Origin of the sequence: Maribacter flavus (assembly GCF_008386635.1) — a bacterium.
Taxonomy (GTDB): Bacteria; Bacteroidota; Bacteroidia; order Flavobacteriales; family Flavobacteriaceae; genus Maribacter; species Maribacter flavus.
On record NZ_VUOE01000001.1, the window covers coordinates 2,177,712 to 2,192,782 of the forward strand.

General features: G+C 41.9%; 10 protein-coding genes. 3 read left to right on the forward strand and 7 right to left on the reverse strand.

Features of this window, described 5'->3' with window-relative positions; translation table 11 throughout:
* Positions 1-21 precede the first annotated feature (21 nt).
* A complete protein-coding gene (locus F0361_RS09390) occupies positions 22-627 on the reverse strand; it encodes a hypothetical protein (RefSeq protein WP_154918209.1) in 606 nt (201 codons plus the stop codon).
* A gap of 251 nt (positions 628-878) precedes the next feature.
* On the opposite strand from F0361_RS09390, the gene F0361_RS09395 reads away from it, so the two are divergent.
* From F0361_RS09395 to F0361_RS09405, 3 genes are all read left to right on the forward strand, one after another.
* On the forward strand, positions 879-2,921 hold the full coding sequence (locus F0361_RS09395) for a helix-turn-helix domain-containing protein (protein WP_246160849.1): 2,043 nt from the start codon (positions 879-881) through the stop codon (positions 2,919-2,921).
* 89 nt (positions 2,922-3,010) lie between these two features.
* Positions 3,011-6,142, forward strand: coding sequence for a WD40/YVTN/BNR-like repeat-containing protein (locus F0361_RS09400; protein WP_154918213.1), 3,132 nt, complete (start codon positions 3,011-3,013; stop codon positions 6,140-6,142).
* Positions 6,143-6,521: 379 nt separating this feature from the next.
* A complete protein-coding gene (locus F0361_RS09405) occupies positions 6,522-6,812 on the forward strand; it encodes a GIY-YIG nuclease family protein (RefSeq protein ID WP_154918215.1) in 291 nt (96 codons plus the stop codon).
* 171 nt (positions 6,813-6,983) lie between these two features.
* Here the strand turns inward: F0361_RS09405 and F0361_RS09410 are convergent, their stop codons facing one another.
* From F0361_RS09410 to F0361_RS09435, 6 genes are all read right to left on the reverse strand, one after another.
* On the reverse strand, positions 6,984-8,432 hold the full coding sequence (locus tag F0361_RS09410; protein ID WP_154918216.1) for an aldo/keto reductase: 1,449 nt from the start codon (positions 8,430-8,432) through the stop codon (positions 6,984-6,986).
* A 3-nt stretch (positions 8,433-8,435) separates the two neighbouring features.
* A complete protein-coding gene (locus tag F0361_RS09415; protein ID WP_154918217.1) occupies positions 8,436-9,923 on the reverse strand; it encodes an APC family permease in 1,488 nt (495 codons plus the stop codon).
* Between the two features lie 25 nt (positions 9,924-9,948).
* Positions 9,949-11,595: a hypothetical protein gene (locus F0361_RS09420; RefSeq protein WP_154918219.1), complete on the reverse strand. Its 1,647-nt coding sequence runs from the start codon at positions 11,593-11,595 to the stop codon at positions 9,949-9,951.
* Positions 11,596-11,865: 270 nt separating this feature from the next.
* Positions 11,866-12,705 carry a universal stress protein gene (locus F0361_RS09425; RefSeq protein WP_154918221.1) on the reverse strand — a complete coding sequence of 280 codons (840 nt, stop codon included), beginning with the start codon at positions 12,703-12,705 and terminating at the stop codon, positions 11,866-11,868.
* Between the two features lie 91 nt (positions 12,706-12,796).
* The gene (locus F0361_RS09430) at positions 12,797-13,636 is read right to left on the reverse strand and encodes a universal stress protein (RefSeq protein ID WP_154918223.1); all 840 of its coding nucleotides are present in this window, start codon (positions 13,634-13,636) and stop codon (positions 12,797-12,799) included.
* Between the two features lie 547 nt (positions 13,637-14,183).
* Positions 14,184-15,020 (reverse strand): universal stress protein, encoded by an 837-nt coding sequence (locus F0361_RS09435; protein WP_154918225.1) that lies wholly within the window; start codon positions 15,018-15,020, stop codon positions 14,184-14,186.
* Positions 15,021-15,071: the final 51 nt, after the last annotated feature.

Sequence of the window (15,071 nt, forward strand, 5' to 3'; positions counted from 1 at the left end):
CTTTTTAAAATTCCTTATTAATTAAAACCAGCTAAAACCAATTCCCAAACTAAATTGCACAACCTCTCTGTCAATGTCATTGTTTAGCTTTACACCACCAACAAGCAGTTTGGATTGTACATTTAATGCAAATTTGTTTTTTCTGTAGACTTCATAACCCGTACTAACCATTGCCGCTATTCCTGTATTCCAATCGTCATTAACATTTTCCTTGATATCGTAGAGAGCAGGAGAATCTATGGCTAAACCAGCGCCGCCATGTACCCACCATCTATCCTTTATCCAATACTGAACAGAAGGTATGATACCACCAAAGTCCCTATCATTTTCATCAAGCGTGTAAATCATTCCAGGTAAAGAAACGGTAATCGCCAAACTGTTATTCAACATGTAACCAAACTTTAATTCCGGAAAAGTACCACCACCTTGACTATCATCAAAGTTTCGGAGTCCACCACTATCTTCAATACTAATAACACCACCTCCAAGGCCAAATTCGAACATAAAGCCATCTCTGGTAAAATTGTTATGAGAAGCCGAATTCTTCTGAGCATAAGAAATTGTAGTAATTAAGGTAAGGGCAGTAATGGCCATTCTTAACATAATTTGTTTTTTGATTGTTTTCATGCATAAATTTTTAAAGGTTTTATATGATTTTTTTGATATTACAAAGGTCGATGAGGCTGTGATGCAAGGTTTACTAGTTATGCGGAAGAACATATCAAGTTTCAGGAGGGTATAAAAACTATGGCGCAACGGTATAAAATATGATGCAATATGGTGTTTGGCCTGTGATGATAGGCGATTCAACGAAATACCTTGGTTCTCTACATTTTTTCTAATTTAGGGGCAGTAAAAACAAGTATTGTATCCAATCTGTGAACAGGTCAACCTTTTTAGAAGAAGCAAGGGACATTATTTTCAAAAACCTATCTAATGAACAATTTGGGGTATCCGAACTGGCGGATGCCGTGCACATGAGCAGGTCCAATTTGCTTCGGAAAATAAAAAAGGAAACCCAATTATCTGCAAGTCAGTTTATACGTAAAATTAGATTGGAAGAGGCCGTGAATTTGTTAAAGGAAACCGATTCTACGGTATCCGAGGTTTCTTATCAAATAGGTTTTGGAAGTCCCTCATACTTTATAAAATGCTTTAGGGAAGAATATGGTTTTTCTCCAGGGGAAATACATAAGGAGATGGAGTTGTCTTTGCCCCCACAACAGGTCAACGACAAACAACGGCGTTATTTTTGGCCGGTTGTTGCCATTGTTGGAGTTTTGCTAATCATGGCCGCTTATTTTTTTATTTCCAAAAAAGAGCCAAATCAATCGGTGATATTGGAGAAATCCATTGCTGTGCTTCCATTTAAAAATGAGAGTAGTGATTCTACCAACCTTTATTTTGTAAATGGGCTTATGGAATCTGCCTTGAACAATCTTCAAAAAATTGAGGATTTAAAGGTTATTAGCAGGACTTCCGTCGAAAAATATAGAAGAACCCAAAAAAATGTGCAGGAGATTGCCCAGGAACTTAATGTGAACTATTTGGTAGAGGGTAGTGGCCAAAGAGTTGGAAATACGATTTTGCTTCATATACAATTGATAGATGCAACAACGGATACCCCTATATGGTCTGAACAGTACAATCAAGAAGTGGTGGATATTTTTAGCCTACAGAATGATGTAGCCAAACGGATCGCAGATGCTATCAAAGCCGTGGTAACGCCCGCAGAGTTGGCCCAAATTGAAAAGAAACCCACAGATAACCTTGAGGCTTACGAGTATTACTTGAGAGCATTAGACCCTTACTATTTAAAAACCAAAGAAGGTCTGGAGGAGGCCATTCCCTTGTTTGAAAAGGCAGTTGAACATGACCCAACCTTTGCATTGGCCTACGCCAATTTGGCCATCTCCTATTATTTTCTGGATATCAATCGAAGGCAGAAAAACTACACAGAGCTCATCAACAATTATGCGGATAAAGCCCTTTTATACGATGCTAAAAACGATGTTAGCCTTATTGCCAAGGCTCTATATTATGTGCATACGGATGAATATAGGTTAGCTGTTCCCCATCTGGAAAAGGCGTTGGAATATAATCCCAATTCGGCTGATGTGGTTCAGGTTTTGTCTACTTTATACAACAGCTATATACCGGATACTGCCAAATATTTAAAATATGCCCTCATAGGTATCCAACTGGATATCGCTGCCAATGACTCTGTTGCCAAAAGTTATATTTACCTAACACTAAGTAATGCACTTGCACAAACAGGATTCATAAAAGAAGCTTCAAAATATATAGACAAGTCCCTTGAATTTGATCCAAAGAACGCTTATGCCCCTTACTTGAAGGCTTATATTAAGTATGCCGAAAATGGTGATATGGAGCAAACCAAAAAAAGCTTGATAAAGGAACTGGAAAAGGATAGTACCCGTCTGGATATTCTACAGGAAGTGGCAAAGCTCCATTATTTTCAAAGGGATTATGAAGGTGCTTACACTTATTATAAAGCCTTTGTTGAAGCTAGAAATCAAAATAATCTAAAAATATACCCACAAGAAGACCTGAAGATTAGTTTAACGTATTCCAAGGTGGGAAAGGAAGAAAAGGCAAGGGAGTTTTATAATGCCTATGCCATTTATTGCGAACAAGATGTATCCATGTATAAAAGTGCCAGTATCGCTATGAAATATTCTTATGACGGAAGAATTGACGAAGCTATTGACGAACTTAAGAATTTCGCCACTCAAGACCACTTTCAATATTGGATATTATTGTTTTTGGAAGAAGATCCGCTCATTGAACCCCTTAAGACCCATCCAAAGTACGCTGAGACCATTCAAAAAATAAAAGACCGTTTTTGGGAAAATCAGTCGAAGTTAAGGGAAACCTTGGAACACGAAGGTCTACTTTAGTTAAAACTGAAATTCTATTTTAGGGGTAAGTAATTTAGATCCGAATTGTTTCAGATGGTTTATTTTTGACTTTTAACTCAATAATTCCAATGGCCAACAAATCACTTTTTACGCTTCTTTTTTCTACTTTTTTTATAGTTACGTGCTTTGCCCAACAAATCGATTTTTCAAAACTACAGAACCTAAAAATTAGGAACGTGGGGCCTGCAAATATGAGTGGCAGGATAACGGCCATAGATGTGGTAACCGAAAATCCAAATATCATGTATATAGGTGCTGCCTCCGGTGGGGTATGGAAATCCGAGAATGGTGGTTCTGCATGGAGTCCAGTTTTTGATGACCAGCCCACACAGAATATTGGAGCTTTGGCCATACAGCAAAGCAATCCCAATGTGATTTGGGTAGGTACCGGCGAAGGAAATCCTAGAAATTCCATGAACTTGGGCATGGGAATTTTCAAAAGCGAGGACGGAGGAAAAAGTTGGAAGCATTTGGGACTGGAAGCTACCAGGACTATCCACAGAATTGTTATCGACCCTACTGATCCAGATATTGTCTATGTGGGTGCCATGGGCGATCCTTTTACGGACAACCCAAATAGGGGACTTTACAAAACCGTCGATGGCGGTGCCCATTGGGAGAAAATTCTATTTACCAATGAAAAATCGGGCGTTGCGGATATGGTCATGGACCAAAGGAATCCCAAGAAATTGTTCGTGGCCTTGTACGAGCACGAACGTACCCCGTATTATTTTACATCGGGAGGGGAAGGCTCCGGACTTTTTGTGAGCGAGGACGCAGGAAAAAACTGGAGGAAATTGGGTGCCGATGCAGGCCTGCCTTCTGGCGATTTGGGCCGAATCGGGCTGGCGATTGCCCCTTCCAACCCCAATAGGATGTATGCCAAGATAGAGGCGAAAAAAAATGCCATTTACCGAAGCGACGACGCAGGAACACATTGGGAAATCATCAATGATACGCCCAAATTTGCTAACAACCGACCTTTTTACTTTCAGGACTTGGCGGTGGATACGGAGGATGCCGATCGGGTCTATAATATATATCAGCCCTTATCCGTCAGTTATGATGGGGCAGCAACTTTCGATACCATCCCCATGATTCCCGCCGATGAGACCAAGGGTATCCATGCAGATTTTCATGCCTTTTGGGTCAATCCCAAGGATGCAAAGCATTTTATTATTGGGGGCGATGGTGGTTTGGGCATTACGCATGACCATGGAAAAAGCTGGTATTTTCCAGAGACCATTCCTGTGGCGCAGTTCTATCATGTAGGTGTGGATAATGACCGCCCGTATAATGTGTATGGCGGCATGCAGGACAATGGCAATTGGTCCGGCCCTGCATATACCTGGAAACGCGGGGGCATCCGTACGCTCTATTGGCAGTATTTGGTGGGTGGTGATGGTTTTGACATTTCACCCGATTTGGACAACTCCCGTTTTGGCTACGGTTCCTCACAAAATGGAAATTTGTATCGGTACGATAAATTGACAGGCTATTACGTAAGCATTCAACCGCCCGCCCCCGATCTAAAAACTGAGCTGCGCTTTAATTGGAACGCTGGTTTTGCACGGGACCCGTTCAACCCCAATGCGGCCTACTACGGTTCCCAGTTCGTGCATTTTACTCCGGACAAAGGGTCCACTTGGAAGGTTGTCTCACCGGACCTGTCCACCAATAATCCGGCATACCAAAAAGGGGATTATGGCGGTCTTACGCTGGATATTTCCGGGGCGGAACGTTATAGTTCCATCCTCACCATAGCGCCTAGCCAACTAGACGAGAAGTTGATTTGGGCAGGTACGGATGACGGTCAGGTGCAATTGACCACGGACGGTGGAAAGACATGGACCAATCTCACTTCCAATGTAACCGATTTGCCAGAAGAAGGGTGGATTGCACAGATTCAGGCATCGACCTATAACAAAGGAACCGCTTGGATGGTGGTGAACAATTATAGAAAGGGCGATTATGCGCCTTATCTTTTTAAGACCGATGACTTTGGTAAGACATGGCAGCGAATGGTAAACGGTAAAACGGTACGTGGGTATGCCCTCACCGTTATCCAAGATCCCGTAGAACCCAATCTGGTTTTTCTGGGGACGGAGCACGGACTTTGGATCAGTGCCGATGAAGGCCAAACCTGGTCGCAGTTCAAAAATGGTTTTCCTTCCGTATCTACGATGGATTTAAAAATTCAGGAAACGGAATCCGCTTTGATCGTAGGAACTTTTGGAAGGGCCATTTGGGTGCTGGACGATTTGTTGTCCTTACGCGAAATCGCGGCAAACCGATTGAAGGACGGACTGACCGCCCTGCCCATGAACGATGCGGTACAGGTTAAAGGACTCTTTATAAATCCGCCGGGAAATATCTGGACCGGGTTCCACACCACTTTTGAGGGCGAGAACAAGGTCTTTCAAAAAACCGAAATCCCCTTTTACCTTTCGGAAGTACCCAAGCAGGGTGAAATCATTAAGGCCGATATTTTTGATCATCAAGGCAATAACATCAATTCGGTGGAAACCAAAGATTTCAAAGTTGGATTGAATTACGTGCTCTGGAAATTGGACGAAAAGTCAAGTTCCCTACCAGGTTCCTGGACGGACGATTTTTCCAGGGATATCCCCGTGCTGCCGGGAGACTATACCATCGTCTTGAAGTATGGAAATGTATCCGATACTACAAAAGTAAGGGTAATCTCTGATCCACGTTTCGATTTGGACGAGGAAGTAGACCGCCAGTTGTACAAGTATAGAAAAGGGGCCGATGAGCAGGTAAAACGGATTTCATGGAAACTTACATCCATTAATGAAAAGCAGAAAAAGGTGGAAAAGCTACTTAAGCTAGTCTCAGATGCATCGGGGAAATCGAACGCTTCCTTACAACGAAAAATCGACCGAATGAATACGGATTTAAAAGCCTTAAAAGCAAAAGGGCAGACCCCAAGACCGGAACGTCAGGTGGGGGCTTGGCAATCCTTTGAAACATCGGCCTATTCAAAAATTAGGGAAGTCCTACAGATTGCTGCCGCCCAGACCACGGAACCATCCAAACAGCATTGGGAGACCCTAGAGCAGGCGAAGGGGTTGATTTCTGATTTTTCGACCCAGGTAGACCGATTTATGCAAAAAGAATGGTCCTCTTTTGAAAGCGATATTAAAAATTCAGGTTTTAATTTGGATATGGAAAAAGAGTAACTATAAACTTTCTGTCACTTCGAGTGAATTTTCGAGGTACGAGAAAATTTGTATCGAGAAGCAATCGGGCCAAAAAGGAGCCTGCCCTGAGCGAAGCCGAAGGGTTCTTGATACAACGTCTCTTCCAGGACGCCACTCGAACTGACAACGGGTTTTTTATGGCGGATTTCCTCGTAATAATTTTTATCGCCTTGCTGTCTCTTCGAGTGAATTTTCAAGGAACGAGAAAATTTGTATCGAGAAGCACTTGAGTAAACAAGGAGCCTGCCCTGAGCGAAGCCGAAGGGTTCTCGATACAGCGTCTCTTCCAGGACGCCACTCGAACTGACAATCGGTTTTTTATGGCGGATTTCCTGGTAATAATTCGTACTTTATTTAAATGAAAATATACGTTGTTTACATTCTTGAGTGTTCCGATGGAACTTGTTACACGGGAATTACATCCGATTTGGAAAAACGATTGGAATCCCATAAAAGCGGAAAATATAAGGATAGCTACACATCTTCAAGACTACCCGTTAAGCTAGCGTATTTTTGTGAATTTACGGAAGCCGCAATGGCAATCCAGACTGAAAAACAGATTAAAAAATGGTCCAAAGCCAAAAAGAAGGCTTTAATCTTGGGGCAATTCGACGACTTGCCGAACCTTGCCAAGAAAAAATTCAATTAACCGCTCTGTCACTTCGAGTGTTTTCAAACGAACGGTAGTGAAGTTGAAAACGTATCGAGAAGCTTTGGGACACAAAAAGGTTCTCGATACAACGTCTCTTCCAGGACGCCACTCGAACTGACATTTGGTTTATTAAAGGCGGTTTTTCTCCTATGAAAATGTGTGAAGGATTTACCCTAATACCGCTTCAGCCTCAATTTCCACCATATAGCCTTTGCCCACCAATTTGGCCTCCACCAAGGTATTTGCCGGATTGATGTCTTTAAACCGCTCTCCATGCGCGCGGGCCACAGCTTCCCAATCGGATAACTCGTTCACAAAAATTCGGGTACGGATTACATCGTTCAACGAACCTCCAAAAGAGGTAATAGCTCCTTCAATTTTATCGATGATGAAATGGGTCTGAGCCGCTGGATCGTTCCCGCCAATCAATAGATTTCCATGGGTGGCGGTCGTCCCAGAAACATGGATTCTGTTATCCACTTTTACGGCCCTGCAGTATCCGGCGTAATCCTCCCATTCCGTACCGCTAAAAATCTGTTCGCGATTGTGTCCGGTTTTTATCGGCGTAAACGCTTTTGGAATGGTTTCCAAGTGGTCGCTGAGGTCGCCTGATGCGGTCAAGAAGGGAGGCTTTCGGTACTCGTCCCCACAGTCACCCGGAATCATTTTTAATTCCTCCAACGCATTTTTGATGTTTTCCATGTCGGAAGGATCCAAGGTGATGTCCAACATGCTTCGGTTGTCCTGTATGTGTTCACTTTTACCCAAACGCGCTCCAACGATGACGGCGGCCACGGCTGGATTTTCAAGGATGTACCTCGTAGCGATATTGGCAATGGAGACCTTGTGTTTGTCCGCTACCGTGCGTACGGTTTTCAACACGTACTGGTAAGGTTCCCACCCCCCGGCGGAATCGATGAAGCGCTTGTACTTCATCTGTGACCAAGTGTTCAACTCCTCCTGTTTGGGCTCGGGTTTGCCTAACCAGGCATCGGTCAGAAATCCGCCCGCCAATGTACCAAAGGCCAATAATTTTACATTGTATTGGGTACAGACCGCGGACATGTTTCCTCGGGCACGTTGGTCTATCAAGGAATGGCACACCTGATTGCACACAATGGGAATACCGCTGGCCAGGGCAATGCGCAAATGGGCCGCATCAAAATTGGTAACGCCCAAATGTTTTATGAGCCCTTCGTCCTTTAGTTTCTTCAAATAGATCAACCCGTCCAACCAACTGGGATCTGGATAGTACCATGCATGAAATTGCATGAGGTCAATGGAAGTCTGCTGCATCCTTTCCAGGGCCGTATTGACCGCTTCACGGACAGCCGCTCGGGTAATCTTCCCCGGTTTGGGTACCCATTTGGTAAAAAGTTGAACAGCGTTTTTATCTGTAAGGTTGTTTTTAAAAGTACCTGCAATGATTTCGCTGGAGCCGTAATGGTCGGCCATATCAAAGGAAGTCAGTCCGGCATCCAGATACGGTTGCATGTATTTAGCCGTTTCCACGGGATCCAAGGTAGTTCCGTGCCGTTCCATATCGGCAATTTGCCAAAGTCCGGTCACTACACGTGAAATTTCCAGACCATCCGCTAACGCTATCGTTTTTTGCATGTTTTATTCTTCGGGAAGTTGTAAAAATCGTTCTTTCAAAAGGGGTTCATTTTTTTTCAGTCGGACCCAATTATAGACAAAGATAGCACTTGCCACGCCCATGACGATGCCCCAAATGGGGGTGGAGTGAAAATACCAAGCTTTGGTCTCCGCCATCATATCCTTATAGGTATGGATGATCAAAAAGGCCGATAACGATCCAATACCCATCCAGCCTATGAGAAGCTGCATCGTTCTATTTTTCAGGACACCAATTCGCTTTGCGATTTCAGGATTTAGTTTTCCGATGGAAACCAAAGTAATGCACATCAATAAAAAATTCACCATCATGGAAGTGACCATGATATCGATGCCCAAAAAGAAATCGCCCGCAAAATGGGAGCCCAACACCCCGATGCTGGCCATGCCACCTGCCGCCCAAAGGGCAACGTGCGGGGTTTGCTTTTTAGGGTGTATTTTGGAAACGGCCTTGGGAAAAATACCGTCCTTCGCCCATGCGAACATCAATCTGGAGACGGACAAAAGCATTGCCGGCAGGTCATTGATCAAGGCAATGGCCGCTCCGGCCAAAATGGCGATTCCCAGACCAGAGGGCAATACATAACTTAAAAGGCCCGGCGCGGAAATGTCCTTACTCATGGCTTCCTGGGCCACATAGCTCCACGGAACGATGTGGTATACCGATGCGGCGAACAAAAAGTAAAACAACCCCACGCCAAAAATGGCCAGTAGAATGGCCGTGGGTAGTGATTTTGTCGGGTTTTTGGCCTCACCGCCTGCCTGCGCAATGGAGTCGAACCCTATAAAACTGGAGAACAATAGGGCTGCGGCCGATAAGAAGATGCGCCAGTCAAAATCGGTGTGCCGGGTGGGTTGAAAAGTGATTCCGGTCCTGTTTTTAAGCGCCAAAAGGAAATCAGAGGTATCGTATATCAACCCGGCAACAATGACGATACCTCCCAGCCCAAACATGAGGAACATCATGGGCAAAACAATACGCTCGTAACTTTTAATACCTTGAATGTTGATAGCCACAAAAGCCCAAATTAGGCTTAATGCGATGGTCACCCTGATCCATCCTACTTCCAAACTTTGTGAGACTCCTTCCCAACCCAAGGCCAGGGTGACATCCCTGATGAAGGGAACGGTTACATAGGCTATAACACCAATGACAATGGAAAGTCCGAACCACTGTGAAAAACTGGCAATAAAACCTAGATAAGGGTTAAGACCCCTGCTGGCGTAAATGTAGCTGCCACCGGCCCGAGGCATGGCCGAACCCAAAATTCCATATGCCAAAGCGGCAAACAATGCGGGTATGGCAGCAAAGGCAAAGGCTGGTAAAACGTAGGGCCCAATACCGGGAACATTTCGTTGGATCATAAAGGGCACCACGTTGATGGAAGCACCTAACATGGAACATACACCCGTGGCCGTGAGGGCCAATAGTCCCATTTGGCGGGCCAGTTTCTTTGGTTTGGCATTGAACATTACGATAGGAAATTTACAGTTATCGCTATTCTTGCCCTAAGTAATTTTCTACACCGGTCATTTGCCATCGGCCTAAGGAAATGGGAATACTTCCCACCGAATTCAATTCGTCAAAGAAGGCGCGCATTCCAAAAGGCTCGTTATTTGCTTCCTTCATTCTTGCATACTCGGCCATGGTATTTTCCAACAAATATTTTCCGGTAATGTAGCTGGTGCCATAGCCAGGTTGCCGCAGGTAGAGATGCTGTTCAAAAAGCAACAATTCCTTTTCGGTCTTCATCCAGCCGCGTGGGGTATATTCAGAATGAATGCCCCCGGCCTCTTCCATGGTCATCATATTGGCATGGGCATACAGGGAACCAAGTCCTCTTGCGGCTCGTTGGGCTATCATAATATAAACGATTTCCCTAGAGCGAGGGGAATCGTCATACAGTCCCGCATCCATGAACATCTCCTCTACGGCCGTGGCCGTACCTTCGTTACGGGAGTCGAAAATATTGTACAAGAGGGGCGTTCGCCTGATTTCACTGGCATGCGGTTCAGTATCCATACGCGCCAGCTCGAACCAATGGTAAAAATGGGAGTAGAGGGGACGTTGGTCATAGTGCGCTGTAATCCAAAAAAAGTTGCGTGTTTCCCGGGGTACAAAACCGCCAAGATGTGCATTTAATGCAGGTTCAAAATAATCCTTAACCGTGACCATTTCGTTTTTGTCCAGAAAATCCAGGAGACTTTTGGCGGCGGCTTTGGCGCGGCGGTCGTATTCCTCGGGGGAATTGGCATCGGTCAATTGCGGTAGGTTTCTATTGCGATGCTCCTCGAGTTTTAAGGCGGACCACGCTCGGGAAAGTTCCCGTTTTAAGATCATGACTTCATCTTCCCAGGTCAAAGGCACCAAATGAACGTTTTGTAGGTACCAGGTATAATTTTCCTTCCCAATACCGGATGGCCCGGTTTTGTTGGATGCCTCAGCCTCCAACCAACTTGCTAAATTATTCGTAGAAGCAATGGCTTCTTCTATGGCCTTTACTATTTTTCGGTCCTTTGATATTCCGGGGAGCACCTTCATATCTTCCAGATTTTTGCTCTGGGTTATAATATCGCGAATTCCGGCAATCCAAAGGTCCTTGGCATTCCCGGTCAGGTTCAGTTTGGCCTGTTCGTTCAAGGGCGGAATGACCGTTAGCTGCGCCAATAATTTGGTGCGTTGTTCCTTATCCAACGGAAAATTATAGGTCCAAAGATCTATGATGGCGTGATGCGTTGGCCCTTCGTGTGCGGGAACATCGCTTCGTGCCGTCCAGACGGTCGCATAAAATGCAGGGTCGCGCTGCCAGGGTTTTAGGATGCGATGGTTAAAGTCGTAGCCGTTCATCTCTGCGTTTACGATACGCCAATCTACCTGATCGGGTATGGACCAACCTGTGGTATCCATCTCCTGCAACTTTTTATGTAGGGTTTGGAATGCCGGCCATCTTTTGTCAAAGGTTTCCTGGGTGTAATCCGGTGCGCCATCTCGTAAAGGTGGATTTTCAAAGGCTCTCCACTCCTTAAAAAAAGCGATCAAATCCTGGTATGTATTAGATGAATTTTGAGCATTCAGGGCTGTTGTAAAAAGGGAGACAAATAGAATGTGAAATATGCTTTTTTTGATAATGGAAATAGTTTTCATTTAAGGTTTGTTTTGGTAGGGACGTTTTTATAAATTAAACATGGTGTCAAAATCGACCATAATTTAAATGTAATTATTGGTTTATTTTAGATTGCGAAAAGATTAATTGGAATTTTAGTTGTTAAGGGCTAGGATGAAATTTATTTTGTCGCTCTTAAAATACTTAATTGCACCAAGGCAACAGTTTCTTTGCTTTGCTGGTGGGTATTTCAAATTTGTTTACAGTATTCAATATAGACTCAACTCACTTTTTGAAAAGGAATTTTGATTTCAGTGCAGGGCCAAGATTGGTACTATGGCTTTATAACCAATTTCCTTCACCAATGGTTTGGAGAAAACACTATTGAAGAAAAAGTGCTTGTGATTTATAAATGCGATCATATCGCTATTTCTACTTTCAACAAATGAAGTTATGCCTTCTGATACGTCATTTTCAGTTAGGTTATGAAAGTTATACTTTATTGGTTCCATAATATCTTGCAACAATTGCTTATTGATTTCTTGTAGTTCAGTTAAATCATGTTTTTTACTTACATATAACACTCTTACTGTTGATTCAAACATTTTTGCAATCTCAATAAGGTAGCTAAGTTTCCGTCTCTTAAAAGTGGCTTTAAAATTTGTTGGAAAAACAATTTCTTTTGGGATAGAAAACTTTACGTTTTTGGGTATGGCCATAACCGGGCATTCTCTAATCTTTTCCATTGCTTTTACGGTATTGCTTCCAAAAATAACCCCCTTTGTGCCAGAAGCTCCTTGGGTACCCATTACTATTAAATCAATGTCTTTTTCAGCAATTGTACGCTTTATCGCTTCAGAAAGATAATTATAGGTGGAAATTGTATGAAAGGCATGTTTGGGGTTGTCATTATGTAGCTTCAACATATCCAAGAGTTTTAGAAAGGAATCATGGGATTTTGCTTGGGCAATCCTATATTCCGCGCTATCAGGTTCAGGAAAATATAGTGATTTGGTCGTATAGCCGTCCAAGCTGAAAACGTTTAGAAAGTAGAATTCACAATTCAATTTCGCATAAAGGTCAAGTGCATATCTAGCGGCGTTTAATGCATTTTTTGAAAAATCCGTAGGAATTAATATTCTTTTGTCCATGATAGCATATTGTTTACTATGAGTTTTTATTTTTTCACTTAAGAATTACCAACATTATACCTGAAAAAATACGATGGAGTTTTTTGAATGTTTAATCGTGAAGCACTAAAAATGGTATTGTTGTGTGGTAGCTAACTTTTTCAACCGTAGGCCTAAAAAGAATTCGTTCTACAAAATTCAAATGCTTGGCCACCATTACAATCATATCCAGATTGCGACATTCAATGAAATTTTGAATGGTTTCGTCTAATTTTTTTCCTGTAAGGGTGTGGAAAGAGATTTCGATACCCGTAAAATAATCCTCTAAAAATTGTCGATTCTTTTGTTGTTGTTCACTAAATCTTTCTTCATTGGTCGAAACATATAAAAACCGTAAGGCCGAATTATGTGTTATGATCAGCTCCTTGATATTTTGCATTACTTTCCAATTATAGCCCAATTGAAAATCTGTTGGAAAGCCTATTTCCTTAGGTTTACGGTATTTTGCATTTTCAGGTACAGCCAAAACGGCACAGGGTACTTTTGTAATAACATCACCCGTATTACTGCCCATAGCAATGGCCTTCAATCCTGTTGCTCCTTTTGTTCCCATAATAATCAAGTCAATATTTTTATCGACGACTTCTTTTTTTATGTAATCAGTAAGAAAACCATAAAAAACCTCAGTCTTAAATGTATGCCTTGTGTTTATTGGAAGGTGTTCCACTCTTTTGAGTAAGTGGTTCATCTTTTCTTTGTTTTCCTTTAAAATACTATCTTCAAGTATTTGAGAAGAAACGTACATTGCTGTCTCCCCACCAGAGTATGCCGCTATTGGGTGAACATTTACTATATAAAATGTACAAGATGTTTTATTGAATAACTCTAATCCATAAGTAATGGCATTCCAAGCGTTTTCCGAGAAATCTGTTGGTATCAGTATATTTTTCATTTCCGAAATGTTTTTACTTAAAGGTATTTGTAGTCCAGATGTTATCAAATGACAAAGGTCATGCGGTAAAGGGATTTTTATATTTTGAATAAACTGGGACTACTGAACCTAGAACTCGGTGAAAATTCGTAAGCTTGATAAAATCACTTACATTTTTTCTTATCGGATTTTGGACAGTTAGAGCTACATTCCGGTCCTTGCGTAAATTAAATGAATATTGCAGTAATGCTCAACCTGGGTTATTTTAATCACCTTAGGATTTATATTTATAATGCTAGCACCATTTCACTGAAAAACATTGCCCAAGTTCAATTCTAGTAGCTTTTTATATATAAGGTTGGTTTAAAGAATTGCCTTTTAAACCCATCATTTATTGTTGGTATTTGTAGTGCTTATGTCAAATCGAATTAAGGGGATGTACGACCAACTTTTTGAATCTAATTACATTAATAACTTTTGAAGAATGATAATTTTAAAAATACTTCTTTGCAGATAGGACTGAAATCAAACTAACGGTATGCTATCGCAGTAATCAAAATAGTCTTAGTTATTCATGTAATACCAACATTGGTATCGTGGTGTGAAAACTAAGTTTTTCGATAGTAGTGTCAAATAGGATTTGTTGAAGGAAATTTAGGTTCTTGGCGACCATGGTTAACATATTAATCTGGTTATCAGAAACAAAATTTAGGATGCTGGATTTTACATCCTTGCTTTTTACACTGTAAAAACTATGTGATTTAGGCAATGTCTCTTCCAAATAATCTTTCAAGTAGTCTTTATTTTTTTCTTGTTGGTCAGTTAATGGGATACTAAATTGTTCCACATTAAAAACCTGGAGATTGGCATTTGTAATGCGTAATAGTTCTGCAATGGTTTTTAATATGGGATAGGTGTAATACAGATTGTAATCTGTAGGGAAGGCAATTTTTTGAGGTGTAATGAATGAAGCGTTTTCAGGTATGACCAATACATTACAAAGCACTTTGGTAATAACATCCCCGGTATTACTACCTACAATGGTTTCCATTATACCGGAAGCACCTTTAGTACCCATCACTATAAGATCTATTTTCTTTGTTTCCACTGTCTTACGCACAATATCTATAAAATTCCCATAATCTTGAAGTGCCAAGAAATGGTGTTTGTCATTTGTAGATACAACGGCAATTCTTTCGAAGATTGATTTCAACTTTTTCCGTATGACAGGACTAGAAGTTTTTCGAGGAAATACGAAGGAATTATTCTTGATTTCTGATTTGCTTAATTCTCCAACGTGCAGTATATAAAAGCTACAATCCTCATTTTTAAAAAAATATATCGCATATTCTAGAGCGTTCCAAGAATTTTTGGAGAAGTCTGTGGGTATTAAAATATGCTTCATTAAATTGGTCTGTTAAACAAAAATAGACCATTGAGTAAACCTACTATATGA

Excerpts from the sequence above, each read along its gene's own strand:
- F0361_RS09405 (WP_154918215.1), top strand. The coding sequence starts at position 6,522 with ATGAAAATATACGTTGTTTACATTCTTGAGTGTTCCGATGGAACTTGT.
- F0361_RS09410 (WP_154918216.1), bottom strand. The coding sequence starts at position 8,432 with ATGCAAAAAACGATAGCGTTAGCGGATGGTCTGGAAATTTCACGTGTA.
- F0361_RS09425 (WP_154918221.1), bottom strand. The coding sequence starts at position 12,705 with ATGGACAAAAGAATATTAATTCCTACGGATTTTTCAAAAAATGCATTA.
- F0361_RS09400 (WP_154918213.1), top strand. The coding sequence starts at position 3,011 with ATGGCCAACAAATCACTTTTTACGCTTCTTTTTTCTACTTTTTTTATA.
- F0361_RS09435 (WP_154918225.1), bottom strand. The coding sequence starts at position 15,020 with ATGAAGCATATTTTAATACCCACAGACTTCTCCAAAAATTCTTGGAAC.
- F0361_RS09430 (WP_154918223.1), bottom strand. The coding sequence starts at position 13,636 with ATGAAAAATATACTGATACCAACAGATTTCTCGGAAAACGCTTGGAAT.
- F0361_RS09420 (WP_154918219.1), bottom strand. The coding sequence starts at position 11,595 with ATGAAAACTATTTCCATTATCAAAAAAAGCATATTTCACATTCTATTT.
- F0361_RS09390 (WP_154918209.1), bottom strand. The coding sequence starts at position 627 with ATGAAAACAATCAAAAAACAAATTATGTTAAGAATGGCCATTACTGCC.
- F0361_RS09415 (WP_154918217.1), bottom strand. The coding sequence starts at position 9,923 with ATGTTCAATGCCAAACCAAAGAAACTGGCCCGCCAAATGGGACTATTG.